The organism is Pseudoponticoccus marisrubri (assembly GCF_001482405.1).
GTDB lineage: Bacteria > Pseudomonadota > Alphaproteobacteria > Rhodobacterales > Rhodobacteraceae > Pseudoponticoccus > Pseudoponticoccus marisrubri.
This window is the reverse complement of record NZ_LPXO01000001.1, coordinates 419878-446286: the sequence shown is the minus strand read 5'-3', so window position 1 is coordinate 446286 and position 26409 is coordinate 419878. Positions and strand designations below refer to the sequence as shown.

Annotated in this window: 20 protein-coding genes and 1 pseudogene; 14 read left to right on the top strand and 7 right to left on the bottom strand. The window is 67.0% G+C overall.

What is annotated here, in order from left to right; genetic code table 11:
* Window positions 1-142: 142 nt before the first annotated feature.
* Window positions 143-1507 (top strand): annotated as a pseudogene (gene rimO / locus AVJ23_RS02190) (30S ribosomal protein S12 methylthiotransferase RimO).
* A 3-nt stretch (window positions 1508-1510) separates the two neighbouring features.
* Here the strand turns inward: rimO and AVJ23_RS02185 are convergent.
* Entirely contained in the window at window positions 1511-2428 is a 918-nt protein-coding gene (locus tag AVJ23_RS02185) for a hypothetical protein (RefSeq protein WP_058860502.1), read from the bottom strand.
* A gap of 197 nt (window positions 2429-2625) precedes the next feature.
* Window positions 2626-3084, bottom strand: a complete 459-nt coding sequence (locus AVJ23_RS02180; protein WP_058860501.1) for a hypothetical protein — start codon at window positions 3082-3084, stop codon at window positions 2626-2628.
* Window positions 3085-3392: 308 nt separating this feature from the next.
* Here AVJ23_RS02180 and AVJ23_RS02175 point away from each other — a divergent pair, with 308 nt between their 5' ends.
* A complete protein-coding gene (locus AVJ23_RS02175) occupies window positions 3393-3977 on the top strand; it encodes a thymidine kinase (RefSeq protein ID WP_058860500.1) in 585 nt (194 codons plus the stop codon).
* Between the two features lie 102 nt (window positions 3978-4079).
* A complete protein-coding gene (locus AVJ23_RS02170; protein ID WP_058860499.1) occupies window positions 4080-5471 on the top strand; it encodes a hypothetical protein in 1392 nt (463 codons plus the stop codon).
* Between the two features lie 60 nt (window positions 5472-5531).
* Here AVJ23_RS02170 and AVJ23_RS02165 read toward each other — a convergent pair whose 3' ends face one another.
* A complete protein-coding gene (locus AVJ23_RS02165) occupies window positions 5532-5966 on the bottom strand; it encodes a hypothetical protein (RefSeq protein WP_058860498.1) in 435 nt (144 codons plus the stop codon).
* A 332-nt stretch (window positions 5967-6298) separates the two neighbouring features.
* Between AVJ23_RS02165 and secE the strand changes: the two genes are divergently transcribed.
* The 3 genes from secE (at window position 6299) to AVJ23_RS02150 (ending at window position 9021) form a co-directional block, all read left to right on the top strand.
* Window positions 6299-6496: a preprotein translocase subunit SecE gene (gene secE / locus AVJ23_RS02160; RefSeq protein ID WP_058860497.1), complete on the top strand. Its 198-nt coding sequence runs from the start codon at window positions 6299-6301 to the stop codon at window positions 6494-6496.
* Window positions 6497-6655: 159 nt separating this feature from the next.
* Window positions 6656-7189 carry a transcription termination/antitermination protein NusG gene (gene nusG / locus AVJ23_RS02155; protein ID WP_058860496.1) on the top strand — a complete coding sequence of 178 codons (534 nt, stop codon included), beginning with the start codon at window positions 6656-6658 and terminating at the stop codon, window positions 7187-7189.
* A 185-nt stretch (window positions 7190-7374) separates the two neighbouring features.
* Complete coding sequence (locus tag AVJ23_RS02150; protein WP_058860495.1) at window positions 7375-9021, top strand: ABC transporter substrate-binding protein; 1647 nt, start codon at window positions 7375-7377, stop codon at window positions 9019-9021.
* A gap of 106 nt (window positions 9022-9127) precedes the next feature.
* Here AVJ23_RS02150 and AVJ23_RS02145 read toward each other — a convergent pair whose 3' ends face one another.
* Window positions 9128-9520, bottom strand: a complete 393-nt coding sequence (locus AVJ23_RS02145; protein WP_058860494.1) for a GFA family protein — start codon at window positions 9518-9520, stop codon at window positions 9128-9130.
* Between the two features lie 162 nt (window positions 9521-9682).
* The gene (locus tag AVJ23_RS02140) at window positions 9683-10216 is read right to left on the bottom strand and encodes a DUF6647 family protein (protein WP_058860493.1); all 534 of its coding nucleotides are present in this window, start codon (window positions 10214-10216) and stop codon (window positions 9683-9685) included.
* 103 nt (window positions 10217-10319) lie between these two features.
* Here AVJ23_RS02140 and AVJ23_RS02135 point away from each other — a divergent pair, with 103 nt between their 5' ends.
* The 3 genes from AVJ23_RS02135 to rplA all read left to right on the top strand — a co-directional run bounded on the left by AVJ23_RS02135 (window position 10320) and on the right by rplA (window position 12583).
* The gene (locus AVJ23_RS02135; RefSeq protein ID WP_058860492.1) at window positions 10320-11231 is read left to right on the top strand and encodes a LysR substrate-binding domain-containing protein; all 912 of its coding nucleotides are present in this window, start codon (window positions 10320-10322) and stop codon (window positions 11229-11231) included.
* Between the two features lie 195 nt (window positions 11232-11426).
* Window positions 11427-11879, top strand: a complete 453-nt coding sequence (rplK, locus tag AVJ23_RS02130; protein WP_058860491.1) for a 50S ribosomal protein L11 — start codon at window positions 11427-11429, stop codon at window positions 11877-11879.
* A 5-nt stretch (window positions 11880-11884) separates the two neighbouring features.
* Entirely contained in the window at window positions 11885-12583 is a 699-nt protein-coding gene (gene rplA / locus AVJ23_RS02125; protein ID WP_058860490.1) for a 50S ribosomal protein L1, read from the top strand.
* A 77-nt stretch (window positions 12584-12660) separates the two neighbouring features.
* Here the strand turns inward: rplA and AVJ23_RS02120 are convergent, their stop codons facing one another.
* Window positions 12661-13860: an MFS transporter gene (locus tag AVJ23_RS02120; protein ID WP_084794225.1), complete on the bottom strand. Its 1200-nt coding sequence runs from the start codon at window positions 13858-13860 to the stop codon at window positions 12661-12663.
* Between the two features lie 103 nt (window positions 13861-13963).
* Between AVJ23_RS02120 and AVJ23_RS02115 the strand changes: the two genes are divergently transcribed.
* The 5 genes from AVJ23_RS02115 (at window position 13964) to rpoC (ending at window position 25118) form a co-directional block, all read left to right on the top strand.
* Entirely contained in the window at window positions 13964-14812 is an 849-nt protein-coding gene (locus AVJ23_RS02115; protein ID WP_058860489.1) for a lipoprotein N-acyltransferase Lnb domain-containing protein, read from the top strand.
* Between the two features lie 271 nt (window positions 14813-15083).
* A complete protein-coding gene (gene rplJ, locus AVJ23_RS02110) occupies window positions 15084-15602 on the top strand; it encodes a 50S ribosomal protein L10 (protein WP_058860488.1) in 519 nt (172 codons plus the stop codon).
* Between the two features lie 72 nt (window positions 15603-15674).
* Window positions 15675-16058, top strand: coding sequence for a 50S ribosomal protein L7/L12 (gene rplL, locus AVJ23_RS02105; protein ID WP_058860487.1), 384 nt, complete (start codon window positions 15675-15677; stop codon window positions 16056-16058).
* Between the two features lie 575 nt (window positions 16059-16633).
* The gene (gene rpoB / locus AVJ23_RS02100; RefSeq protein ID WP_058860486.1) at window positions 16634-20776 is read left to right on the top strand and encodes a DNA-directed RNA polymerase subunit beta; all 4143 of its coding nucleotides are present in this window, start codon (window positions 16634-16636) and stop codon (window positions 20774-20776) included.
* Window positions 20777-20870: 94 nt separating this feature from the next.
* The gene (gene rpoC, locus AVJ23_RS02095; RefSeq protein WP_058860485.1) at window positions 20871-25118 is read left to right on the top strand and encodes a DNA-directed RNA polymerase subunit beta'; all 4248 of its coding nucleotides are present in this window, start codon (window positions 20871-20873) and stop codon (window positions 25116-25118) included.
* A gap of 66 nt (window positions 25119-25184) precedes the next feature.
* On the opposite strand, the gene AVJ23_RS02090 is transcribed toward rpoC, so the two are convergent.
* Complete coding sequence (locus AVJ23_RS02090; protein WP_169795923.1) at window positions 25185-26330, bottom strand: DUF5818 domain-containing protein; 1146 nt, start codon at window positions 26328-26330, stop codon at window positions 25185-25187.
* Window positions 26331-26409 lie beyond the last annotated feature (79 nt).

Here is a 26409-nt window from a genome sequence, read left to right as displayed (position 1 = left end):
CTGCGCCGCGACCGGCGCCGCTGACCCGGGGCGGCGCCAGATCAGCGCCGCGGCAATGATCCGCTGACCGGGCCCGGTGCGCGCTGTCGCGCCGGGTGCACGGGCGCTTCCGTCCGGCCGCGCGATTGGCTATGGAGCGGCCATGCAGAATCCTCCCGACCTTCGCCCCGACCTTGCCCGCGCCCGGATCGGTGATGACCGCCGCGCCGGCCAGCCCACCATCGGCATGGTCAGCCTCGGCTGTCCCAAGGCGCTGGTCGACAGCGAGCGTATCCTGACCCGGCTGCGCGCCGAAGGCTATGGCATCTCGCCCGATTATGCCGGGGCGGATGCGGTGATCGTGAACACCTGCGGCTTTCTCGACAGTGCCAAGGCCGAAAGCCTCGACGCGATCGGCGAGGCGCTGTCCGAGAACGGGCGCGTGATCGTGACGGGCTGCCTCGGCGCCGAGCCGGACTACATCACCGGCGTGCATCCCAAGGTGCTGGCCGTGACCGGGCCGCATCAATACGAACAGGTGCTGGACGCGGTGCATGGCGCGGTGCCGCCCGCGCCCGACCCGTTCATCGACCTGCTGCCGGCCAGCGGGGTCAGCCTGACACCCCGGCATTACAGCTATCTCAAGATTTCCGAGGGCTGCAATCACAAGTGCAAGTTCTGCATCATCCCCGACATGCGCGGCCGGCTGGTCAGTCGCCCGCAGCGGGCGGTGCTGCGCGAGGCCGAGAAGCTGGTCGAGGCGGGCGTGCAGGAATTGCTGGTCATCAGCCAGGACACCTCGGCCTATGGCACCGACTGGAAGGATCGCGAGGCGAAGTTCCCCTTCCTCGACCTGACGCGCGAGTTGGGTCAGCTCGGCGTCTGGGTGCGGCTGCACTATGTTTATCCCTATCCGCATGTGCGCGAGGTCGTGCCGCTGATGGCCGAGGGCAGGATCCTGCCCTATCTCGACATTCCCTTCCAGCACGCCCATCCCGACACGCTGCGCCGCATGGCGCGCCCCGCCGCGGCATAGCGCACGCTGGACGAGATCGCCGCCTGGCGCGCCGATTGCCCCGACATCACGCTGCGTTCGACCTTCATCGTGGGCTATCCCGGCGAGACCGAGGCCGAGTTCCAGACCCTGCTGGACTGGCTGGACGAGGCGCAGCTCGATCGCGTGGGCTGCTTCCAGTACGAAAACGTCGCCGGCGCGCGATCCAACGCGCTGCCCGATCACGTGGCGCCCGAGCTCAAGCAGGAGCGATGGGAGCGGTTCATGGACAAGGCGCAGGCGATTTCCGAGGCGAAGCTGGCTGCCAAGGTCGGCCGCCGCCTGCCGGTCATCGTGGACGAGGTCGATGCCGAGGGTGTCGCCACCTGCCGCACCATGGCCGATGCGCCCGAGATCGACGGCAATCTCTTCATCGATGAGGGCGGGGCGGAGCTGCGTCCGGGTCAGATCCTGACGGTCGAGGTGGACGAGGCCAGCGAGTACGATCTCTGGGGCGTGCCGGTCGCGGGGTAACGCTCAGCGCAACCCCAGCCGACGGGCCAGCCGCGCCAAGGGGCGGGCCTCGTCGCAAGCCGCCTGCCACAGCGCTTCCTTGCGCGCGGCATCGACCGTGCAGATATCGGCCACGTCATGCAGCCCGGCATAGAGGGTCTCGGCCTCGGAGCGTGACAGGGCGGGGGCACCCATCTCGGGGAAGCGCACGCCCAGCACCTCGTCCGTCCAGTCGAGATCGGCCACCCGCGCCTCGACACAGTCGCGCACCGCGTCGAACAAGACTGGGCGCGTCTGCCCCGGCAACTGCGCGTCCAGCGCCACGATCCGCTTGCGTAACCCCTTGAGATCGCGGGCATAGCGGCCCGGCAGGGGGCGCTGGCCGCGAAACATCTCTTGCAGCAGCGCCATCGCCTCGGCCGAGACCGAGCTGTTCTCTTCCGCTGCACCGCGGCTCAGCGCGGCGGGGTCGAGGCCGGGCAGCCAAGTCGTGACGAAATCGGTCACCGCGTCGCCACCGACCAGCGCGTCGCGGGCAAAGCGCCGCGCGGTGACCGGGCCGGGGCCATGGGTCACGAAGGGCTCCAGCACGTCGCGCACGCGGCTGGGCGAGATCCAGCGGAACTCGGGGCGTTTCTTCACGTCCTGCTGCACGTTGGACAGGAAGAAGGGGGCGGGCGCGCGCAGGTAGACCGCCACCTCGACCGTCTCGGCTAGCGTGGCGCAGGTCTGGCACAGCCGCGCCATGGCGGTGGCATCGAAGGCGCGGAACTGGTTCTCGCAGCTCAGCACCACCGTGTCGGGCCGCTCGGCCGCGATGCGCGCCCGCAGGTCGTCATGAAGCCGCTCGGCCTGGCGCCGCGCCGCCACGGCACTGTCGGCCAGGCTGGCCATCTGCACCGGGTCGTCGGGCAGCGCATCGTGCAGATGCGGGAAGAGCAACTGGTGATTGTCGTGCCGGCCGGGATCGGGAAACAGGATGCCCTGTGCGGACAGCAGGCCGGGCGAGGCGCGCAGCGCCCGCTGGATCGAGGTCGAGCCGGTCTTGCCATGCCCGAGGTGCAGGATCAGGCGGCGGGCCCGTCTGGCATCAGGTGCCCTGGCGCCCCCGCGTGCCGACGCGCGCGACAGGGTGGCGATCAGGTCGTCTCATCTTCGAGATGCAGCTTCATGTCGATCAGCACCTTCTGGATGGCCAGCGTCTCCTTCAGAAGGCGCTTGGCCTCGTTGGCCGAGATCACGCCATCCTCGATCGACTGGTTGTACTCGGCCATCAGCATGGCAAAGCGCTGCGACAGCGCGATCACGTCGGCATTGATGCCGCCCTGCCGGGGCGAGTTGCGCCGCGTCTGGTCGAAATTCAGCGTGATGCCCTTCAACTCGGCCAGCGCCGAGGTGACATGCGGATAACTGGCCGCCTCTTCCAGCGCGGCCACCGCGTCGACCGGCATGAAGCGGTCGGCATGTTCGGGATAGTCCGAGTAGTAGCGCCCCAGCGTCGCCTTGGACTTGCCGGTCAGCTCGCAGGCCGCTTCGATGCCGACATCCTTGACCAGCGCCTCGATGTGCTTCTTCAAGTAGCGTCCCAGTACCGACATCCATGCCTCGTGCTGCAGCGCCCCGCCTGCGGGGAAGTCCGAAAGTCCTTTCCCATTAGCGCTCTCCTCCGGGAATGTCATTGACAAATCAGCCTGTCCCGCACGGGACGGGGTCACCAGTGCACCGGGGCCCGGCCCGGTGCCCGGGTCCCGATGCGCGCCTTCGCGGCGCCGGGCGGTGCGCGTCACCCGCATCGGGGCCCCTTGACCGGCGCGCGCCGTCCTCCGCGACCCCCGGGGCTTGCCCCAGGAGGGCGGCGCGCGCCAACCGTCTTGCGCGGCCCCGGCGCTTGCGGCAAGAGCGATGCATGGCCAAGCTGCATTTCCAGTATTCCACCATGAACGCGGGCAAGTCGACGCTGCTGTTGCAGGCCGCGCACAACTACAACGAGCGCGGCATGCAGACCTACCTGCTGACCGCCGGTGTCGACACGCGGGCCGGGCCCTGCACGATCGGCTCGCGCATCGGCCTGTCGCGCCCGGCCGAGACCTTCGGCCCCGAGGATGACCTCTTTGCCCGCTGCGAGGCGCGGCTGGCGCAGGGCGCGGTGGCCTGCATCTTCGTCGACGAGGCGCAGTTCCTGACCCGCGCGCAGGTCTGGCAGCTGGCCCGGGTGGTCGACGATCTGGGCGTGCCGGTCATGGCCTACGGGCTGCGGGTGGATTTTCGGGGCGAGCTGTTCCCCGGCTCGGCGGCGCTGCTGGCGCTGGCCGACGAGATGCGCGAGGTGCGCACGATCTGCCATTGCGGGCGCAAAGCCACGATGGTGATCCGGCAGGGCCCCGATGGCGAGGTGCTGCGCGACGGGGCACAGGTGCAGATCGGCGGCAACGAGACCTATGTCAGCCTCTGCCGCCGGCACTGGCGCGAGGCGGTAGGCGACCGGGGCTGAGCCGCACGCCCCTGCACATTCCCCTTGGCGCGGGATTGATCTAACAGACGGGCAGAGGGCTGGGCCGCGCACCGGCCCGCCCGAGCAGAAAGGCTGCCCCGGATGTCCCGTTCCTCCCTTGTCGACCGCTTGACGGGCAGCGTGCTTCTGCTGGTGACGCTGGTGGTGATCGCCGAGGAATGGGGCGCGCCGCGTACCGGGCTGCGCGAGGCGCTGCCGCTGCTGATCCTGGCGCTGTTTGCGGGGCGCATCGCGTGGTCGCGGCTGGCCTATCTTGTGCTCGGCGCCGGGCTGACCCTGCTGCTGGTGCTGGGCGGCGAGGACTGGACGGGCCCGGCGCGCGCGGGGCTGACCACCGCCGGCTTCATCGCCGCCTTCTTCACCGCGCTGACGATCCTCAAGACCGTGGCCGAGGGGTCCGAGGCGATGCGCCGGGCGGGCCGGTTCCTCGCCTCGCAGCCGCCGGGGCGGCGCTACCTTGCGCTGACCGTGGGCGGGCAGGGCTTTACGCTGCTGCTGAACTACGGCGCCCTGCAACTGCTGAGCACGCTGGCCCTGACCAGCGCCGAGCGCGAACCCGATCCCGAGATCCGCGCGATCCGCATCAAGCGGATGCTGCTGGCGATCGAGCGCGGTCTCGTCTCGACCCTGCCATGGTCGCCGCTGTCCTTTGCCGTGGCGATCAGCACGGCGGTGGTGCCGGGCACCTCCTGGGCGCAGATCGTGCTGCCCTCGCTGGTGACCTGCGTGCTGCTGGCGGGCACGGGCTGGGCGCTGGACACGGTGCTCAAGCCGAAGCTGAGCGGCCCGCGCCCGCCGCGCATGACGCCCGAGGGCAGCTGGGCCAGCATGACGCCGCTGCTGGTGCTACTGGCGATCCTGATGATCAGCGTGCTGGGGCTGAACGGGCTGACCGGCGTGCGTATCGTGGGCGTGGTCTGCGTGGTGGTGCCGCTGATGGCCATCGTCTGGCTGTATCTCCAGAACCGCGGATCGGGCCCCGGCTGGGCGGTGCTGGCGAGCCTGCGCCGCTACTTGTGGGAGGAGCTGCCCGCCTTCCGGGGCGAACTCGTGCTGCTGATGATGGCGGGCTATATCGGCACGGTGGGCGCGGCGCTGCTGGCGCCCTGGCTGGTCTCGATGGGGTTCGACCTGAACGCGCTGCCGCCCTGGGTCATCCTCGTGGCGCTGGTCTGGGTGATCCCGGCCATGGGGCAGCTGGGCATGAACCCGATCCTTGGCGTGACGCTGATCGCGCCGCTGCTTCCCACGCCCGAGGCGCTGGGCATCACCCCGGTGGCCAAGGTGATCGCGCTGACCGCCGGCTGGGCGCTGGCGGGGGCCAGTTCGCCCTTCACGGCGACGAACCTGCTGGTCGGGCGCTATGCCGGGCACTCGGCGCTTTACGTGGGCATGCGCTGGAACGGGCTGTTCGTGCTGCTCTCGGGGCTGCTGCTGTCGGGCTGGGTGCTGGCCTATGGCTATCTGTTTTAGCGTGACATGAAAAACGGGCCGCCCAAGGGGCGACCCGTCGAACAGTCCGCAGCAATGCGGTTACTTGGCGGCGAGGAGAAGGCTCTCGATCTTCTCGCGGTCACCGGCGGCCAGTGCGGCGGCCAGCGATTCCAGCTCGGCCTCGGTGTAGCCGGCGCCGGTGAAGTCCGGATCATAGACCTTCAGCTCGGCATATTCGGCGTCGGTCAGCGGGGCGGGGGCCTCGATCGTGTCGACGTCAACGCTGGCCACCGGCTCGTAGTCGCCCTCGGCCGGGGTGCCCTCGATCACGGCTTCCATGCGCTCGATCTTGTCGCCGCGGTTTTCGCCACCATTGGCGATGGTGATCAGCATGGTCACCTGCTCGTCGGTCAGCAGCTCGACATCGGCATTGGGCAGGTAGGTCTGGATCTCGTTCAGCTGGCCTTCCGTCGCGGCGACCGATGCGGTGGCGATGGTGGCGGCAAGGGCGGTGGTGGCAAACAGGCGTTTCATGTCATGATCTCCTTGATCAGCTTCCAATTCGTCGGCCCCGCTGTCATCGCGGCGCCGGATGTGGCAGACCAACACCCGGCCCGCGAAAGGGTTCCGCGAAAAAGTTCACCTATTTCAGCAGCTTGGTGGCCCAACTAAGAAGCACGCGCGCAAACGCGCACAGCCTGTGACGGGTTCCCGCGGAAACCGGTCCTCAACGCCGCGTCAGCTTCACGATGCCGCGCGCAGGGCTGACGCGGACGTGAACGGGCGCCGCGATCCGCCCCGGGCTTGTATTCCGCGAACCGGGCGCGTAAATCAGCCCAAACCGCGCAAGAGGATGTGCTTTCGGCATGGCTACGACAAATCCGCTCCAGTTCATCCAGCAGGTCCGCGCCGAAGTGGCCAAGATCGTCTGGCCGACACGGCGCGAGGTTCTGCTGACCACCATCATGGTGTTCATCATGGCCACGCTGACCGCGATCTTCTTCGCGCTGGTCGATCTGCTGATCCGCAGCGGCGTGACCGGGCTTCTGGGCCTGTTCAGCTGATCGGGCGGGCGTCGCGCACGCCCCTTGAATCCTGTGGACGGCGCGTGTAACAGGCGCGTCACTTCGAGGAACGGGCGTGCAATGAGTCGTATTGCACGCCGGTTTTCATTTGGGGCGGTGTGCTGTCGTCCGGAACCAGAAGAACAAGGGTAAGGCCAGATGGCAAAGCGGTGGTATTCGGTGAGCGTCCTCTCGAATTTCGAGAAGAAGATCGCCGAGCAGATCCGGACAGCGGTCGAGGAACAGGGGCTCGAGGACCAGATCGACGAGGTCCTGGTGCCGACCGAAGAGGTGATCGAGGTCCGCCGCGGCAAGAAGGTCACGACCGAGCGGCGCTTCATGCCCGGCTACGTGCTGGTGCACATGGAGATGTCCGACCGGGGCTATCACCTCGTGAACTCGATCAACCGCGTCACGGGGTTTCTCGGCCCGCAGGGCCGGCCGATGCCGATGCGCGATGCCGAGGTCGAGGCGATCCTGGGCCGCGTGCAGGAGGGCGAGGAGACGCCGCGCACGCTGATCCACTTCGAGGTGGGCGAGAAGGTCAAGGTCAATGACGGCCCGTTCGAGGGCTTCGACGGCATGGTCGAAGGCGTGGACGAGGACAACCAGCGCCTGCGCGTCTCGGTGTCGATCTTCGGCCGGGAAACCCCGGTCGAGCTGGAATTCACGCAGGTCTCGAAGGACGTCTGAGCGTCACCTGCGCCCATGTGCCGGAAATTTCGGCACATTTCCCGGTGGCGGATGCCCCGGAATGCTTTACCTTCATCGATGTACCGAGGGCCTGTCCGGACGGGACGGGCCTGACAATCCGGGCGTCGGGATACCGACGGCCGGCCCAACAGTGCGCCTCTTGCGCCACGTCGATCGGAGATTCCATGACATCCGGACATATCCACCCCGCCGCCCGTGATCTTGCCGCAGAACATGCCGCCGGGCAGCTGTCGCGGCGCGAATTCCTGACCCGCGCGACCTCGCTGGGTGTCACCGCCACCGCCGCCTATGGCCTGATCGGGCTGGCCGCGCCCAGCCCCGCCGCCGCCCAGCCGCAGATGGGCGGCACGATCCGCATCCAGTCCGACGTGCGCCCGCTGAAAGATCCGCGCACCTATGACTGGCCGCAAATGTCGAACTTGTCGCGCGGCTGGCTGGAATACCTTGTCGAGTACCAGCGTGACGGCTCGTTCAAGCCGATGCTGCTGGAAAGCTGGGAGGTCAGCGACGACGCCACGGAATACGTGCTGCGCGTGCGCCCGGGCGTGACCTGGAGCGACGGCACCCCCTTCACCGCCGCCGACGTGGCCTTCAACATCGCCCGCTGGTGCGAGACCGGGGTCGAGGGCAACTCCATGGCGTCGCGCATGACGCCGCTGATCGACACCGAGACCGGGATGGCGCGCGAGGGCGCGATCACCGAGACCGACGAGATGACCGTGACGCTGGCGCTGAACGCGCCGGACATCACGCTGATCGCGGGGTTCTCGGACTACCCGGCCGCCATCGTGCCGCAGGATTTCAACGGCGACCCGATGATGTCCAAGGGCACGGGCCCCTACCGCCCGGTCGAGCTCGAAGTGGGCGTGCGCTCGGCCATGGAGCGCAACACCGACCATGACTGGTGGGGCACCGAGGTCTTCGGCGGGCCCTATGCCGACCGGATCGAGTACCACGATTTCGGCACCGACCAGGCCGCGCATTTCGCCGCCGCCGATGCGGGCGAGGTCGACATGCTCTATGAATCGCTGGGCGAGTTCGTCGATCTGATGGACACGATCGGCTGGACCAAGTCCGAGACCGTTACCGCCAACACCGTGGTGATCCGCACCAACCAGAATGCCGAGGTGAACGGCCAGACACCCTATGCCGACGCCGCGGTGCGCCGCGCGCTGGCGCTGGCCGTGTCGAACGCGATCTGCCTTGAGCTGGGCTATGCCGGGCGCGGCACGCTGGCCGAGAACCACCATGTCTGCCCGATCCATCCCGAATATGCCGAGCTTCCGGCGCCCGAGACCGACCCCGAGCAGGCGCTGGCCATGCTGCAGGAGGCGGGCCTGGGTGATTTCGAGCACGAGCTGATCTCGATCGACGACAACTGGCGCCGCAATACCTGTGACGCGGTCGCGGCCCAGCTGCGCGACGCCGGCATCCCGGTGCGCCGCACGGTGATCCCCGGCAGCACCTTCTGGAACGACTGGACGCAATACCCGTTCTCGGCCACCGACTGGGCGCAACGCCCGCTGGGCGTGCAGGTGCTCGCGCTGGCCTACCGCTCGGGCGAGCCGTGGAACGAGACCGGCTTCTCCAACGCGGAGTTCGACGCCACCCTGCAGGAGGCTCTGTCGATCGCCGATGCCGATACGCGTCGCGAGCTGTCGGCCAAGCTGCAGCGGATCATGCAGGAGGAAGGCGTCGTCATTCAGCCTTACTGGCGCTCGACCTTCCGCCATGCGCGCCCCGAGCTGGTCAATGCCGAGCAGCACCCGACCTTCGAGATCCATGTCTACAAGCTGGGCTACGAGGCCTGATTTCACAGGTCCCCCAGAGTGCATAGAGGGGGCGCCGGAGCGGTCCGGCGCCCCTTTTTCGTTCGGGCGGCCGTGTGTGCGGGGCGCGAGGGGCTGATGCGCGCCCTCAGTCGCTCGCTATGATTGCTGCCCTGTCCCAATCCGGTGCCGCGTCGGCGTAGATCGACTTGTCGGGGCGGTAGAGGCCCGGGTCGTCCAGCGATGCGGCGTGGACGTAGATCCGATCGCTCATCCGGGCGCTGTTTCTGGTGAGTTGCGATCCGCAATTGGGGCAGAAGCCGCTGAAGGTCGGCTGTCCCGATCCGCCGGTCATCTTGAAGCTCTTGCAGTCCGCGCCGATGGAAAAGCCCTTGATCGACAAGGGCATCATCTCGGCATGGCCGGCCCCTGTCAGCCTCTGGCAATCGCGGCAGTGACACCGGAACATCGGAGCGTCGAGCCGCGTACCCTGATACCTGACGAGGCCACACTTGCACCCACCCGTGACACGGTTCGTCATATCCCGCCCTCCATGTACCGAGGATACCGGAGGCGGGGTCCACTGTCAGCTTTGGCGATACCTGATGCTATACGCGCACTCAGGGTGGTGTCCGGCCCCGCCGACACCGGGCCTGTACGATGCGTTAGGCAAGCGGCCAGACCAGACCCTTTAAGGCCGGGATCAGTCGGGATGGATGTCCCGTGGGGTGCAGCCGGCCTCCAGCACCACGGCGATCCAGTTCACGTCCGGCTCCAGCCCCATGCCCTGCAACCAGCGCTGTTGCAGCCGGTAGGCGGGCAGCTCCTGCGCCCCGGGGCAGTACCAGTGGCCCGCGCCGTTCTGTCGGTGATGCACCAGCTCGTGCAGCAGCACGCCCACGTCGAACGGGTCGCGCGCGCTCCATGGATGCACGAGGTAGACGGTCTGTGCCTGCGGATCGTAGAGCCCGCGCAGCCGCCCCTGATGCGAGGCGAAGAGCGCGCTGTGCATCGAGGCGGCGCGTGGCGCGCCGATCAGCCGGATCTCGGGCGGGGTGGTGCGGCGCGGCAGCGCGCCCGGCTGGGCATCGAGCCAGCCTTCGAGAAGGCCGACCAGCGCGGCCATGTCGGGCGCGCTGCGCCATGCAAGGGGATCGGGATCCGCGGCGCGGGCCGGCTGGGTCAATAGCATCAGGGCACACAGGATCGGCCCGCCAAGGCGTGGGAACAGGCGCATCAAAGCCTCCAAAGGATTTTGAGAAACGGTGCTGAAATGGTACGATCGGACCTGTTACGCGGCAAAAGACGTTTATTCAGCCTCGGGTGAAAGGAATTCTTCCATGGGACGGGCCTTTCCACCGTTCGCCGCCGTCCGCGCCTTCGAGGCCGCGGCCCGGCATCTCAGCTTCAAGGCGGCCGCCGAGGAGCTGTGCCTGTCCCCCTCGGCCGTCAGCCACCAGATCCGCGCGCTCGAAGCCTATCTCGACACGCAGCTCTTCGAGCGGCGGGGCAATGCCATCGCGCTGACGCTGACCGGGCGCGGCTATGCCGGCAAGCTGACGGGCCTGCTGAACGCCTTCGAGGAAAGCACGCGATCGGTGCAGGAGGCCGGCGCCCGGCCGTTCCGCGTGCTCTGCACCCCGGGCTTTGCCGCGCGCTGGCTGGTGCCGCGGCTTGACCGGCTGAGCTTTGGCGACCGCGTGCGGCTGGCCGTCTCGACCGGCGCGCCTTCGACCGATTTCGCCAGCAATGGCAGCGACCTGGTGATCCAGTGGGCCGATGCGCCGGTGCCCGGCGTGGTGACCGAGCCCTTCATGTCCTCGTGGCGCTACCCGGTCATCAGCCCCGCGCTGCGCCGGCGCGAAGGTGTCTCCGTGCCCGAGGACCTGCTGCGTCTGCGGCTGATGCATGACGAGACGCTCGATGCCTGGGGCGAGTGGTTCCGCGCCGCCGGCATGGCCGAGCCGTCGATGCCACGCGGCCCGGTCTTTCCCAATTGCGAACTGTCGACCACGGCGGCCGAGCAGGGGCAGGGCGTGGCGCTGGCCTATGACATGATGGTGCGCGGCACGCTGGCCTCGGGGCGGCTGGAACGGCTTTTCGACGCGGTGACCATGCCGGTGACGATCTATTCCGTCGCCTATCCCGAAAGCCGCCGCGACGACCCGATGATCCGCGCCTTCCGCGACTGGATCTTTGCCGAGATGGCCCGCGACACGGGCGCGGTGGATCGGGCGGTGGCCACCGGCTAGCGCCCATCGCCACGGGCCGCACGGGAATCGCTTGCCAAATCGGCGCGGAGCAGCTAACCGGCCGGTTCACCGTGCAGGGTACGCCCATGCGCGGGATCCACCGTGGGAGGCAGGGGCTTCGCGAAGTCCCGTCCGCACCACGCCACGCAAACGCCCCGGGGTCGCGACCACGGGGAGATGGAACAGGAGACGCCGATGGCCAAGAAGCTCGCCGGCAAGATGAAGCTGCAGATCCCTGCAGGCAAGGCCAACCCCTCGCCGCCCGTGGGCCCCGCCCTGGGTCAGCGCGGCATCAACATCATGGAATTCTGCAAGGCGTTCAACGCCCGCACGCAGGAGATGGAGCCGGGTGCGCCGTGCCCGACCCTGATCACCTACTATCAGGACAAGTCCTTCACGATGGACATCAAGACGCCGCCCGCGTCTTACTACCTGAAGAAGGCCGCCGGCCTGAAGCCCGTGGGCAAGCGCAACCGTCCGCGCGGCGCCGAGGCGCCCGGCCGCGAGACGATCGCCACCGTGACCGTGGCCCAGGTGCGCGAGATCGCCGAGGCCAAGATGAAGGACCTCTCGGCCAATGACGTCGAGTCGGCCATGCAGATCATCCTTGGCTCGGCCAAGTCGATGGGCATCGAGGTGAAGGGGTAATCATCATGGCAAAACTCGGAAAACGCGCCCGCGCCGCCCGTGAGGCCTTTGCCGGCAAGACCGATCTCTCGGTCGAGGACGCCGTCTCGCTCATCAAGTCCAACGCCAGCGCGAAATTCGACGAGACCGTCGAGATCGCGATGAACCTCGGCGTCGATCCGCGCCACGCCGACCAGATGGTCCGCGGCGTCGTCGGCCTGCCCAACGGCACCGGCAAGACCGTCCGCGTCGCCGTCTTTGCCCGCGGCCCCAAGGCCGACGAGGCGAAAGAGGCCGGTGCGGATATCGTCGGCGCCGAAGACCTGATGGAAACCATTCAGGGCGGCACGATCGAGTTCGACCGTTGCATCGCGACGCCGGACATGATGCCGATCGTCGGCCGCCTGGGCAAGATCCTGGGCCCGCGCAACCTGATGCCGAACCCCAAGGTCGGCACGGTGACCATGGATGTCGCGCAGGCGGTCAAGGACGCCAAGGGCGGCCAGGTCCAGTTCAAGGCCGAGAAGGCCGGCGTGGTCCATGCCGGTGTCGGCAAGGTCTCGTTCGATGCAGGCCAGCTGGCCGAGAACATCCGCGCCTTCGTGAACGCCGTTTCGGCCGCGAAGCCGGCCGGTGCCAAGGGCACCTACATGAAGAAGATCGCGCTCAGCTCCTCGATGGGCCCGGGCGTGACCGTCGACGTGAGCAACGCCACCGGCAACTGAGCCGAAGCGTATGCGTCAGTGATTGGGGCGTCCCGGCCGGGGCGCCCTTTTTCATTGGGATTGGTCGTTGTGGCCGGTCATGTCGCGGCCAGGCCGGATCCCGGGCGCGCGTCGGTGACGCGGCCGGGAAGGAATGCCGCCGCGAGCAGGGGCAGCAGGGCGGTGCCGAGGAACCGCGCCGCCGGGTAAAGCGCGCCGCCGATTTGCCCGGCCAGCGCGGGGCCAAGCACGCTGCCCGTCGCCATGGCGAGCAGCGTGGCGGTGAACCCCAGCGCGGGCAGGGCGGGGAACAGGCGCTCAGACCAGAAGGCCAGCACGGCGCTGGTCATCATGACGTTGATCCCCTGCAAACCGGCGGAGGCAACAAGCGCGGCGGGACTGTCGGGGCAGAGCCCGGCCAGCGCCAGAGAACCCGCCGAAGCGAGAAACAGCAGGCGCAGCAGCCAATGCAGGCCGAGACGATGCCGCGCGTGGTCGGTCAGCAGGCCTGCCAAGCCGAACAGTCCGTAGCAGATGAAGACCAGCGGCGCGACGCTGTCCGGCGGGACCCCGGGCAGGCCGTCTTCCGCGAAGCGTCCGGCGGCGAAGGAGATATAGACGGCCGAGGTGACGCCGAAGGTGAAGGCCACGCCCGCAAGCGGTGCCGCGGCGGGCTTGCACAGGGCCCGCCAGCCGGGCGTGCTGCGCGCTTGCGGGGCCCGCTCCACCCGACGCAGTGCCAGCCCGTTGCCGACCAGTGCCAAGGCACTCGCCCCCGCGAAGACGCCCCAGCAGACCCGCCAGCCGATGCCGCACAGGGCCATGCTCAGCGCCGTCAGCCCGGCCAGCGCGATGCCGACGCTCGTCCCGGTGCTGATCTCGGACAGGGCGGTGGGCCGGTCCACGTCCCGCACCTTGCGATGCACCGCGTCGTTGAAGGGCGTCCAGGCAAAGCCCGCGCTCGAGGCGGCAAGGCAGACGCCGATTGCCAGCCACGTCACGTCGGGCGTCAGCGCGACGATCAAAAGCCCCGTCGTCGCGGCCGTCAGCCCGGACAGGACCGGCCCGATCGGCCCCAGCCGGCCCAGCATCCCTTGCGCGATCAGCAGCCCGACGAGGAACCCGGCGAAGCCGAGGCTGGAGATGAGACCCACCTGCGCCGCGGAGAGGCCGAACTCTGCCCGGAACGCGGGCACGAACAGGCCGAACCCCATGCGCGCGGGGCCATAGCTGATCGCCGTGGCGGCAAAGCCGGCGGCGGTGAGGCTGCGGAAGAAATCGATGATGCCCCCTTTCATGGGCCCAATGATGCGCCCCGGGGCCATGTTCCTGCGCCGCGCCGGCCCGTCGCGGCCCCGCTGCCGTCTTGGTCCGGCCGCAATCCCGCGCTAGAGAGCGGGGATGAAAAAGCTTTTCCCCATCGTTCTGGCCGCGCTTGTGGTGGTCGTCGCCGGGCTCTGGCTCAACTGGCAGCTCGCCACCCCCTCGCATGACCGCAACTGGCGGGCCGATCACGCCCGCCTGCCGCAGGTCAGCGAAAGCGACGGGATCTACCGGGTCGAGAACCTGCGCAACTGGGACTACGCGCCGGACGGCACCCCGCGGGCCGAGCGCTGGGAGGATGTCGCGATCGACCCCGACACGCTGACGCAAGCCTATTACCTGGTCGAGCCCTTCGGCGATGTGGACGCCATCGCGCATACCATGCTGTCCTTCGCCTTCGAGGATGGCAGCGCGCATGTCGTCTCGATCGAGGCGCGGCGCGAGGTGGGCGAGACCTACAGCGCCCCCAAGGCCGCCGTGCTGCCGATCTTCGAGTACATGTTCCTCTGGACGACCGAGCGGGACATGTTCGGCAATTCCGAGTTCTGGGCCGAGGACCAGCTTTACCTGTACCCGCTGGACATTCCGCTGGAGCAGCAGAAGGCGGTGCTGCGCGCCATGCTGGACGAGACCGCCGACCTGGCCGCGCAGCCGCGCTGGTACAACACGCTGTTCTCCAACTGCACCAATGTGCTGGCGCGCACGGTGAACAAGCTCGACCCCGGCGCGGTGCCCTTCGACATCGCGTGGATATTGCCCGGCTATTCCGACGAGTTCCTCTACGAGCAGGGGTTCATCGCGCAGGCGGACAGTTTCGAGACCGCCGAGGCGCAGGCGCATATCTCGCCGCTGATCCGCGAATTCTATGCGCTGGCCGAGCCGCGCGCCTTTTCCACCGCGCTGCGCGAGGCGATGGCACGTCGCTGAGCGCATGCCCCCTTGGCGGGGGCGGGGAAACCCTGTATGCGCTTGAGCCTGCAAGGGGATCCGATTCGTCGGCCCCGCTGCATTCGTCCGAGACGGTGGGTCGGCGCCAGCCAGTAATTCCTGCCCGAGACGGGAAGAGACATCTTTTCCGCCCCGGTCCTTCGTGACCCCGGGCGCCACGGGATGCGTCGACCCTCATTCGGACTTCAATGGCAGGGCAACCTGCCGGAAAGAGCCGGAGGGTCCGCCCTCCAACAACTGGAGTGAAACTGTGGATAGAGCCCAGAAAGAGAAAGTGGTCGAGGAACTCGGCCAGATCTTCGAAAGCTCTGGCGTCGTGGTGGTGGCCCGCTACGAAGGTCTCACGGTTGCCGAGATGACGGACCTGCGCGATCGCGCCCGCAAGGGTGAATCGACGGTCCGCGTCGCCAAGAACAGGCTCGCCAGGATTGCCGTCAAGGGGACTCCCGCCGAGGAGATCTCCGAGTACCTCGACGGCATGACGGTGCTCACCTTCTCCGAGGACCCGGTCGCTGCGGCCAAGGTCATCGAGGACTTCGCCAAGGACAACAAGAAGTTGGAGATCCTTGGCGGGGCCATGGCGGGCACCAAGCTGGACCGGGCCGGTGTCGAGGCCGTGTCGAAGATGCCGTCGCGCGAGGAGCTCATCGCTTCCATCGTCGGCTGCATCGGCGCACCTGCTTCGAACATCGCCGGGGCCATTGGCGCACCTGCATCGAACATCGCCTCCATCCTGTCGACCATCGAGGAAAAGCAGGAAGCGGCGTAAGGCATCCAAGGATCTGCGTAGGGCCCGCGCCCTGACGTTGGAACACATCAAGCATACGGAAAGAGTCTCAAAATGGCTGATCTCAAAGCACTTGCCGAGCAAATCGTGAACCTCACGCTGCTCGAGGCACAGGAACTGAAAACCATCCTCAAGGACGAGTACGGCATCGAGCCGGCAGCCGGTGGCGCCGTCATGATGGCGGGCCCGGCCGACGGTGCTGCCGGTGGCGAAGCCGCCGAGGAGCAGACCGAATTCGACGTGATCCTGAAGGCGGCTGGCGCCAAGAAGATCAACGTCATCAAGGAAGTCCGCGGCATCACCGGCCTGGGCCTCAAGGAAGCCAAGGAACTCGTCGAAGCCGGCGGCAAGCCCGTCAAGGAAGGCGTTTCCAAGGACGAGGCCGAGGAAATCAAGAAGAAGCTCGAAGAGGCAGGCGCCGAAGTCGAGCTCAAGTGATCGGGCTTGCGGGGCATGCGCCCCGCAGCTGTCACGTATCAAGGGCGCTCCCGCATCGCGGGGGCGCCTTTTTCGTCCGATATCCCCGCGCGGCGGGGCAGGGGTGCGCCTTGCAGGTCACGGGAAAGGCCCGGGGGACGTGCGCCAAGCTTGACCTTTCGCGCGGTTTTTGTCATCGTGGGGTGGTGGATAAGCAGCAAATCTCCGGCCGGGGACTTGCGTTCCTGCGCTTCACGGAATATTCGGAAATCTCTTGCGGGTTCGATTGATTCGAATCCGCCAGTCGTGTTCCGGTCGGGAGGTGCGCAGGTCGTATTGAAGTTTCAACCATCCGCCCCCACATCCCTGCGATCTCAGGACAATCAGGACAAGGGTGCGGCACGGGGTACGTCCCGGCTTGGCAAGCCTCTCGGGGTCGAGAGGTTTCCCAAGGCAGGATCAACCGGATCGAGTGGCTGGCGGTGGGACGCCGGCCGAGAATGGATCGGGTCATCCGCCGTGACTGACGGAATGCGCCGCCGGGGCCCGACGGCCGGCGCGTTCGGGCAGAGAACATCGAAAGGGTGGCTCCTCACATGGCGCAAAGCTTCCTCGGACAGAAACGTCTTCGCCGGTACTATGGCAAAATCCGCGAAGTCCTTGAAATGCCGAACCTCATCGAGGTTCAGAAGTCCAGCTACGAGCTGTTCCTGAAATCGGGCGACGCCCCCAAGCCGCTGGACGGCGAGGGCATCAAGGGCGTCTTCCAGTCCGTCTTCCCGATCAAGGATTTCAACGAGACCAGCACGCTGGAATTCGTCGATTACGAGCTGGAAAAGCCGAAATACGACGTAGAGGAGTGCATGCAGCGCGACATGACCTATGCCGCGCCGCTGAAGGTCACTCTGCGCCTGATCGTCTTCGACGTGGACGAGGATACCGGCGCCAAGTCGGTGAAAGACATCAAGGAGCAGGATGTCTTCATGGGCGACATGCCCCTGATGACGCCCAACGGCACCTTCATCGTGAACGGCACCGAGCGCGTCATCGTGTCGCAGATGCACCGCAGCCCGGGCGTCTTCTTCGACCATGACAAGGGCAAGACGCACAGCTCGGGCAAGCTGCTCTTCGCCTGCCGCATCATCCCCTATCGCGGCTCGTGGCTGGATTTCGAGTTCGACGCCAAGGACATCGTCTTTGCCCGCATCGACCGGCGCCGCAAGCTGCCGGTGACCACGTTGCTCTATGCGCTGGGTCTCGACCAGGAATCCATCATGGATGCCTATTACAACACGGTGAACTACGAGTATCGCCGTGGCGAGGGCTGGGCGACCAGGTTCTTCCCCGAGCGCGTGCGCGGCACCCGTCCGACCTATGACCTCGTGGATGCCGACAGCGGCGAGATCATCGCCGAGGCCGGCAAGAAGGTCACCCCGCGCGCCGTCAAGAAGCTGATCGACGAGGGCCAGGTCCAGAACCTGCTGCTGCCCTTCGACCAGATCGTCGGCAAGTTCGTGGCCCGCGACATCATCAACGAAGAGACCGGCGCGATCTATGTCGAGGCCGGCGACGAGCTGACCTGGACCGTCGACAAGGATGGCGAGGTCACCGGCGGGTCGCTCAAGGAGCTGCTGGACGCCGGCATCACCGAGATCCCGGTGCTGGACATCGACAACGTCACGGTCGGTCCGTACATGCGCAACACCATGGCGCAGGACAAGAACATGAACCGCGACACCGCGCTCATGGACATCTACCGCGTCATGCGCCCGGGCGAGCCGCCCACCGTCGAGGCGGCCTCGGCCCTGTTCGACACGCTGTTCTTCGACGCCGAGCGCTATGACCTCTCGGCCGTGGGCCGCGTGAAGATGAACATGCGCCTTGCGCTCGAAAAGCCCGACACCCAGCGCACGCTGGACCGCGAGGATATCGTCGCCTGCATCAAGGCGCTGGTCGACCTGCGCGACGGCCGCGGCGACATCGACGACATCGACCATCTCGGCAACCGCCGGGTGCGCTCGGTCGGCGAGCTGATGGAGAACCAGTACCGCGTCGGCCTGCTGCGCATGGAGCGCGCCATCAAGGAGCGCATGTCCTCGGTCGAGATTGACACGGTCATGCCGCAGGACCTGATCAACGCCAAGCCGGCCGCGGCCGCGGTGCGCGAGTTCTTCGGCTCGTCGCAGCTGTCGCAGTTCATGGACCAGACCAACCCGCTGTCGGAAGTGACGCACAAGCGGCGCCTCTCGGCGCTTGGCCCCGGCGGCCTGACGCGCGAGCGCGCCGGCTTCGAGGTGCGCGACGTGCACCCGACGCATTACGGCCGCATGTGCCCGATCGAGACGCCGGAAGGCCCGAATATCGGCCTGATCAACTCGCTCGCCACCTTTGCGCGGGTGAACAAGTACGGCTTCATCGAGACGCCCTACCGCGTGGTCAAGGACGCCGTGGTGACCGACGAGGTCCACTACATGTCCGCCACCGAGGAGATGCGGCACACCGTGGCGCAGGCGAACGCTTCGCTGGACGAGGGCGGGCGGTTCAACAACGACCTGGTCTCGACCCGTCAGGCGGGCGACTACACGCTGGCCCCGCGCGAGAACGTCGACCTGATCGACGTGTCGCCCAAGCAGCTGGTGTCGGTCGCGGCCTCGCTGATCCCGTTCCTCGAGAATGACGACGCCAACCGCGCACTGATGGGCTCGAACATGCAGCGGCAGGCCGTGCCGACGCTGCGCTCCGAGGCGCCCATCGTGGGCACCGGCATCGAGGAGATCGTGGCCCGCGATTCCGGCGCCGCCGTCCTGGCGCGCCGTGGCGGCGTGATCGACCAGGTCGACGCGCAGCGGATCGTGATCCGCGCCACAGACGATCTCGAGCCCGGCGACCCCGGGGTCGACATCTACCGGATGCGCAAGTTCCAGCGCTCGAACCAGAACACCTGCATCAACCAGCGTCCGCTGGTGAAGGTGGGCCAGCAGGTCGGCAAGAACGAGGTCATCGCCGATGGCCCCTCGACCGATCTGGGCGAGCTGGCGCTCGGCAAGAACGTGATCGTCGCCTTCATGCCGTGGAACGGCTACAACTACGAGGACTCGATCCTGATCTCCGAGCGGATCGCCAAGGATGACGTGTTCACCTCGGTCCATATCGAGGAATTCGAAGTGGCCGCGCGCGACACCAAGCTCGGCCCCGAGGAGATCACCCGCGACATCCCCAACGTCGGCGAGGAAGCGCTCCGCAACCTCGACGAGGCGGGCATCGTCTATATCGGCGCCGACGTGGAGCCGGGCGACATCCTCGTGGGCAAGATCACGCCCAAGGGCGAAAGCCCGATGACGCCGGAAGAAAAACTTCTGCGCGCCATCTTCGGTGAAAAGGCCTCGGACGTGCGCGACACCTCGCTGCGGGTCAAGCCGGGCGATTACGGCACCGTGGTCGAGGTGCGGGTGTTCAACCGCCACGGCGTCGAGAAGGACGAACGTGCGCTGCAGATCGAGCGCGAGGAGATCGAGCGCCTGGCCCGTGACCGGGACGACGAACTCGCCATCCTCGACCGCAACATCTATGCGCGTCTCAAGGGCATGATCCTCGGCAAGACCGCGGTGAAGGGGCCCAAGGGCGTGCGCGCCAATTCCGAGATCACCGAGGAGTTGCTGCAGAGCCTGACCCGCGGTCAGTGGTGGCAGCTGGCGCTCGGGGAGGAGGAAGATGCCAAGCATGTCGAGGCGCTGCACGAGCAGTACGAGGTGCAGAAGCGCGCGCTGGATGCCCGGTTCGAGGACAAGGTCGAGAAGGTCCGCCGCGGCGACGACCTGCCGCCGGGCGTGATGAAGATGGTCAAGGTCTTCATCGCGGTGAAGCGCAAGCTCCAGCCGGGCGACAAGATGGCCGGCCGTCACGGCAACAAGGGCGTGGTCAGCCGCGTGGTGCCCGAAGAGGACATGCCGTTCCTCGAGGACGGCACGCCGGTCGATTTCTGCCTCAACCCGCTGGGCGTGCCGTCGCGCATGAACGTGGGCCAGATCCTCGAGACGCATATGGGCTGGGCCGGTCGCGGCATGGGCCTGCGCATCGACGAGGCGCTGCAGGACTATCGCCGCTCGGGTGACCTGACCCCGGTACGCGAGGCGCTGCGCATCGCCTATGGCGACGAGGTCTACGAAGAGGGCCTGGCCGGCATGGGCGAGGATGACCTCGTCGAGGCGGCGTCCAACGTGACGGGCGGCGTGCCGATCGCCACCCCGGTCTTCGACGGCGCCAAGGAGGCGGATGTGAACGACGCGCTCAAGCGTGCCGGTTTCGACGACAGCGGCCAGTCGGTCCTGTTCGACGGCCGCACGGGCGAGCAGTTCAGCCGCCGGGTGACCGTGGGCGTGAAATACCTGCTCAAGCTGCACCACCTTGTCGACGACAAGATCCACGCGCGGTCCACCGGGCCCTACAGCCTCGTGACCCAGCAGCCGCTGGGCGGCAAGGCGCAGTTCGGCGGCCAGCGCTTCGGCGAGATGGAGGTCTGGGCGCTGGAAGCCTATGGCGCCGCCTACACGCTGCAGGAGATGCTGACCGTGAAGTCGGACGACGTGGCGGGCCGGACCAAGGTCTACGAGTCGATCGTCAAGGGCGAGGACAATTTCGAGGCCGGCGTGCCGGAATCCTTCAACGTGCTCGTCAAGGAGGTCCGGGGTCTGGGCCTCAACATGGAACTCCTGGATGCGGAGGAGGAAGACGCCGAGTGACGCATCAAAAATCGTGGACGATTTTTGCAAATTTCGTCCACGAAATTTGTCGCTCCAAGCTCCCCCGCACCCTCTGAAATTCTGAGGACATGAGATGAACCAGGAACTGACCAACAACCCGTTCAACCCGCTGACCCCGCCCAAGGTCTTTGACGAGATCAAGGTATCGCTCGCGTCGCCGGAACGGATCCTGTCGTGGTCCTTCGGCGAGATCAAGAAGCCGGAAACCATCAACTACCGCACGTTCAAGCCCGAGCGTGACGGCCTCTTCTGCGCGCGCATCTTCGGCCCGATCAAGGATTACGAATGCCTGTGCGGCAAGTACAAGCGCATGAAGTATCGCGGCGTCGTCTGCGAGAAATGCGGCGTCGAGGTGACGCTGCAGAAAGTCCGGCGCGAGCGCATGGGCCATATCGAGCTGGCCGCGCCCTGCGCCCATATCTGGTTCCTCAAGTCGCTGCCCTCGCGCATCGGCCTGATGCTGGACATGACGCTGCGCGACCTCGAGCGCGTGCTGTATTTCGAGAACTACGTGGTGATCGAACCGGGTCTGACCGACCTGCAATACGGCCAGATGCTGAGCGAGGAGGAATTCCTCGACGCGCAGGACCAGTACGGCATGGACGCCTTCACCGCCAATATCGGCGCCGAGGCGATCCGCGAGATGCTGGCCGCGATCGACCTTGAATCCGAGGCCGAGAACCTGCGCGCCGACCTCAAGGAGGCCACGGGCGAGCTCAAGCCCAAGAAGATCATCAAGCGGCTCAAGGTCGTGGAAAGCTTCCTGGAATCCGGCAACCGGCCTGAATGGATGGTGCTGACGGTGATCCCCGTGATCCCGCCGGAACTGCGCCCGCTGGTGCCGCTGGATGGCGGCCGCTTCGCGACCTCGGATCTCAACGACCTGTATCGCCGGGTGATCAACCGCAACAACCGCCTCAAGCGGCTGATCGAGCTGCGCGCGCCCGACATCATCGTTCGCAACGAGAAGCGGATGCTGCAGGAGTCCGTCGACGCGCTGTTCGACAACGGCCGCCGCGGCCGCGTCATCACCGGCGCCAACAAGCGCCCGCTGAAGTCGCTCTCGGACATGCTCAAGGGCAAGCAGGGTCGGTTCCGCCAGAACCTGCTCGGCAAGCGCGTCGACTTCTCGGGCCGGTCCGTCATCGTGACGGGGCCGGAGCTCAAGCTGCATCAATGCGGTCTGCCCAAGAAGATGGCGCTGGAGCTGTTCAAGCCCTTCATCTATTCGCGGCTGGAGGCCAAGGGCCTGTCCTCGACCGTGAAGCAGGCCAAGAAACTGGTCGAGAAGGAGCGCCCCGAGGTCTGGGATATCCTGGACGAAGTGATCCGCGAGCACCCGGTTCTGCTGAACCGCGCGCCGACGCTGCACCGTCTGGGCATCCAGGCGTTCGAGCCCACGCTGATCGAGGGTAAGGCGATCCAGCTGCACCCGCTGGTCTGCTCGGCCTTCAACGCCGATTTCGACGGTGACCAGATGGCCGTGCACGTGCCGCTGAGCCTCGAGGCGCAGCTGGAAGCCCGCGTGTTGATGATGTCCACGAACAACGTTCTGTCGCCGGCCAACGGCGCGCCGATCATCGTGCCGTCGCAGGACATGATCCTTGGCCTCTACTACGTGACCATCATGCGCGAGGGCATGAAAGGCGAGGGCATGACCTTCTCCTCCATGGAAGAGGTCGAGCACGCCCTGACCGCGGGTGAGGTGCATCTGCACGCCAAGATCCAGTGCCGCGTCAAGCAGATCGACGACGAGGGGCAGGAAGTCTGGCAGCGTTTCGAGACGACGCCGGGCCGCGTGCGGCTGGGCTCGCTCCTGCCGCTCAATGCCAAGGCGCCCTTCGACCTCGTCAACCAGCTGCTGCGCAAGAAGGACGTGCAGCGGGTCATCGACACCGTCTACCGCTATTGCGGCCAGAAGGAATCGGTCATCTTCTGCGACCAGATCATGCGCATGGGCTTCACCGAGGCGTTCAAGGCCGGCATTTCCTTCGGCAAGGGCGACATGGTGATCCCGGACAACAAGTGGACGCTGGTGGAAGAGACCCGCGACCAGGTCAAGGATTTCGAACAGCAATACATGGACGGCCTGATCACCCAGGGTGAGAAGTACAACAAGGTCGTCGATGCCTGGTCGAAGTGCAACGACAAGGTCACCGAAGCGATGATGTCGACCATCTCGGCCGAGCGCCGCACCGAGGCCGGTGCGGTGGAAGAACCCAACTCGGTCTACATGATGGCCCACTCCGGCGCCCGGGGCTCGGTCACGCAGATGAAGCAGCTGGGCGGCATGCGCGGCCTGATGGCCAAGCCCAACGGCGACATCATCGAGACGCCGATCATCTCGAACTTCAAGGAAGGCCTGACCGTTCTGGAGTACTTCAACTCCACCCACGGCGCCCGCAAGGGCCTGTCGGACACGGCGCTCAAAACGGCGAACTCGGGCTACCTGACCCGCCGCCTGGTGGACGTGGCGCAGGACTGCATCATCCGCATGGATGATTGCGGCACCGATCGCGCGATCACCGCCGAGGCGGCCGTCAATGATGGCGAGGTCGTGGCCACGCTGGGCGAGCGGATCCTGGGCCGTGTCGCGGCCGAGGACCTGGTCGACCCGGTCTCGGGCGACGTGCTGGTCCGAGAGGGCGAGCTGATCGACGAACGGCTGGCCGACATGGTCGAGGACGCGGCGCTGCAGACCGCACGCATCCGTTCGCCGCTGACCTGTGAGGCCGAAGAAGGCGTCTGTGCGACCTGCTACGGTCGTGACCTGGCGCGCGGCACCAAGGTGAATACCGGCGAGGCCGTCGGCATCATCGCGGCGCAGTCGATCGGCGAACCCGGCACGCAGCTGACCATGCGGACCTTCCACATGGGCGGCGTCGCGCAGGGCTCGTCGCGCTCCTTCCTCGAGGCCAGCCAGAACGGCAAGATCCAGTTCGCCAATCCCGGCATCATCACGAATGCCGCCGGGGAGCAGATCGTGATGAACCGCAACATGCAGGTTCTGATCGTGAGCGAGCAGGGCGACGAGATCGCCTCGCACAAGATGGGCTACGGCTCCAAGCTCTTCGTGACAGAAGGGCAGGACGTGGCCCGCGGCGACAAGCTGTTTGAGTGGGACCCCTACACGCTGCCGATCATCGCCGAGAAGGACGGTGTCGCCAAGCATGTGGACCTGGTCAACGGTGTCGCCGTGCGCGAGGAGACCGACGACGCGACCGGCATGACGCAGAAGATCGTGATCGACTGGCGGGCCGCGCCCAAGGGCAACGAACTCAAGCCCGAGATCATCCTCGTGGGCGAGGACGGCGAACCGGTGCGCAACGATGCCGGCAACCCGATCACCTACCCGATGTCGGTGGACGCGATCCTGTCCTGCGAGGACGGGCAGACTGTTCAGGCCGGCGACGTGGTGGCGCGGATCCCGCGCGAAGGTGCGAAGACGAAGGACATCACCGGTGGTCTGCCGCGTGTGGCCGAACTCTTCGAGGCCCGTCGTCCCAAGGACCACGCCATCATCGCCGAGATCGACGGCTATGTGCGCTTCGGCAAGGACTACAAGAACAAGCGCCGCATCACGATCGAGCCGACCGATGACAGCCTCGAGCCCAAGGAGTACATGATCCCCAAGGGCAAGCACATCCCGGTGGGCGAGGGCGACTTCGTGCAGAAGGGTGACTACATCATGGACGGCAACCCGGCCCCGCACGACATCCTGTCGATCATGGGGATCGAGGCCTTGGCCAACTACATGATCGACGAGGTGCAGGACGTCTACCGGCTGCAGGGCGTGAAGATCAACGACAAGCATGTCGAGGTCATCGTGCGCCAGATGCTGCAGAAATGGGAGATCCTCGACAGCGGCGACACCACGCTGTTGAAGGGCGAGCATGTCGACAAGATCGAGTTCGACACGGCCAACGAGAAAGCCGAAAAGAAGGGCGGGCGCCCCGCGAAGGGCGAGCCGATCCTGCTGGGCATCACGAAGGCCTCGCTGCAGACCCGGTCCTTCATCTCGGCCGCCTCCTTCCAGGAGACGACCCGCGTGCTGACCGAGGCCTCGGTGCAGGGCAAGAAGGACAAGCTTGTCGGCCTGAAGGAGAACGTCATCGTGGGCCGCCTGATCCCGGCGGGCACCGGTGGCGCGACCCAGAAGGTGCGCCGCATCGCGCAGGATCGCGACACCGTCGTGATCGACGCGCGCCGGGAAGAGGCCGAAGCGGCCGCGGCGCTGGCCGCCCCGGACATGGTGGACGACGTGGTTGGTGGCGACGATTTCGACACGCTGATCGTCGACACCCCGGAAAGCCGCGAGTAACGCGACCCGCATGAACAGCAAAAAGGCCCCCGCATCGTCGGGGGCCTTTTTCTTGGTGCGTCCGGTTTATTGCGGCACTTCGCGCAGATCCGTCACGCTGATCGTGCCCAGCCCCTGCATGCAGGTCGAGATCGGCACGGTCTCCCCACGGATCTCGACATATTCGCCCTCTGTCAGGCCGATGCCGTCGCTGGTCAGGGCCCAGCGATCGCCGTCGGGCGTGACCAGCACGGGGCATTCGACACCGTCCTCGATGCGGCCCTCCAGCGTCATGCCGCCGATCTCGTCACCCTCGGGCGGGCGGACCTCGCGGATCTCGTCGACCCGGATCGTCGCGGCGCCTTGCTGGCAGTAGGACATCTCGGCCCGGGTACCGGTGATCTCGACATATTCGCCGGGCGTGAAGGCGACGCTGTCGCTGGTCAGCGCATAGCTGTCGCCGTCGCGGGTGCGCAGGATGGGGCATTCCACGCCCGCGTTCACGCGCCCGTCCAGCGTCACCGGATCAGGGGCCCCGCCCGTCACCTCGAACAGGTCCGACTTGAAGGACATGCCCCGGTCGGTATCGACCACGTAGATCAGCGCGTCGCCCGGTTCCGCCCAGTCGGGGACCGGCACGGTGGCAGTGAGGTCTCCGTCACGGGCGACCTGCACCTCGCGCAGGGCGCTCCAGTCCGAGGCGCTGCGTCCGGCGCCGATCGTGACGTAATCGCCCGGCCGCAGGTTGCGGGCGCGCACCGTGACCTGCGTGTCCGGCGCGCCGGCATTGGGCGAGACCGAGACCGAGGCGCCCGGGCGGTCCCCCGGCACGTCCAGCATCTCGCCCACGGCCAAGGCAAAGGGGTTCACGTCCTCGTTCTCGTTGATCAGCTCGAACAGCGAGACGCCAAGTGCCTGCGCGATTGCAAAGAGCGTGTCGCCCTCTTCCACGCGATATGTCCGGGTGTCGCGCGGGGCAGGGCGCTCGGCCGCGCCATCGCCGACCAGCTGCAGCCGGGTGCCGATGGCGATGTCGCGCGGGCTGTCGAGGTCGGGGTTCAGCGCCATGATGCGTGACATGGCGACCCGGCAGCTTTGCGAGACTTGGTAGAGCGTGTCGCCCGGCTGCATCGTGTAGCTGTCCCCGCAGCGCGACTGCGCCGCGGCCGGGGTGGCAGCGCCCAGGGCCAGCGCGGACAGCGCGGCGGCGCGGATCAGCGACGGGTGTGTCATCATGTCCTCCTCTAGTGGTCTGTCGGCGCAACGGGACGCGGCGCCACGGGGTTCCTGCCGCCCATATGATCACGGCCGC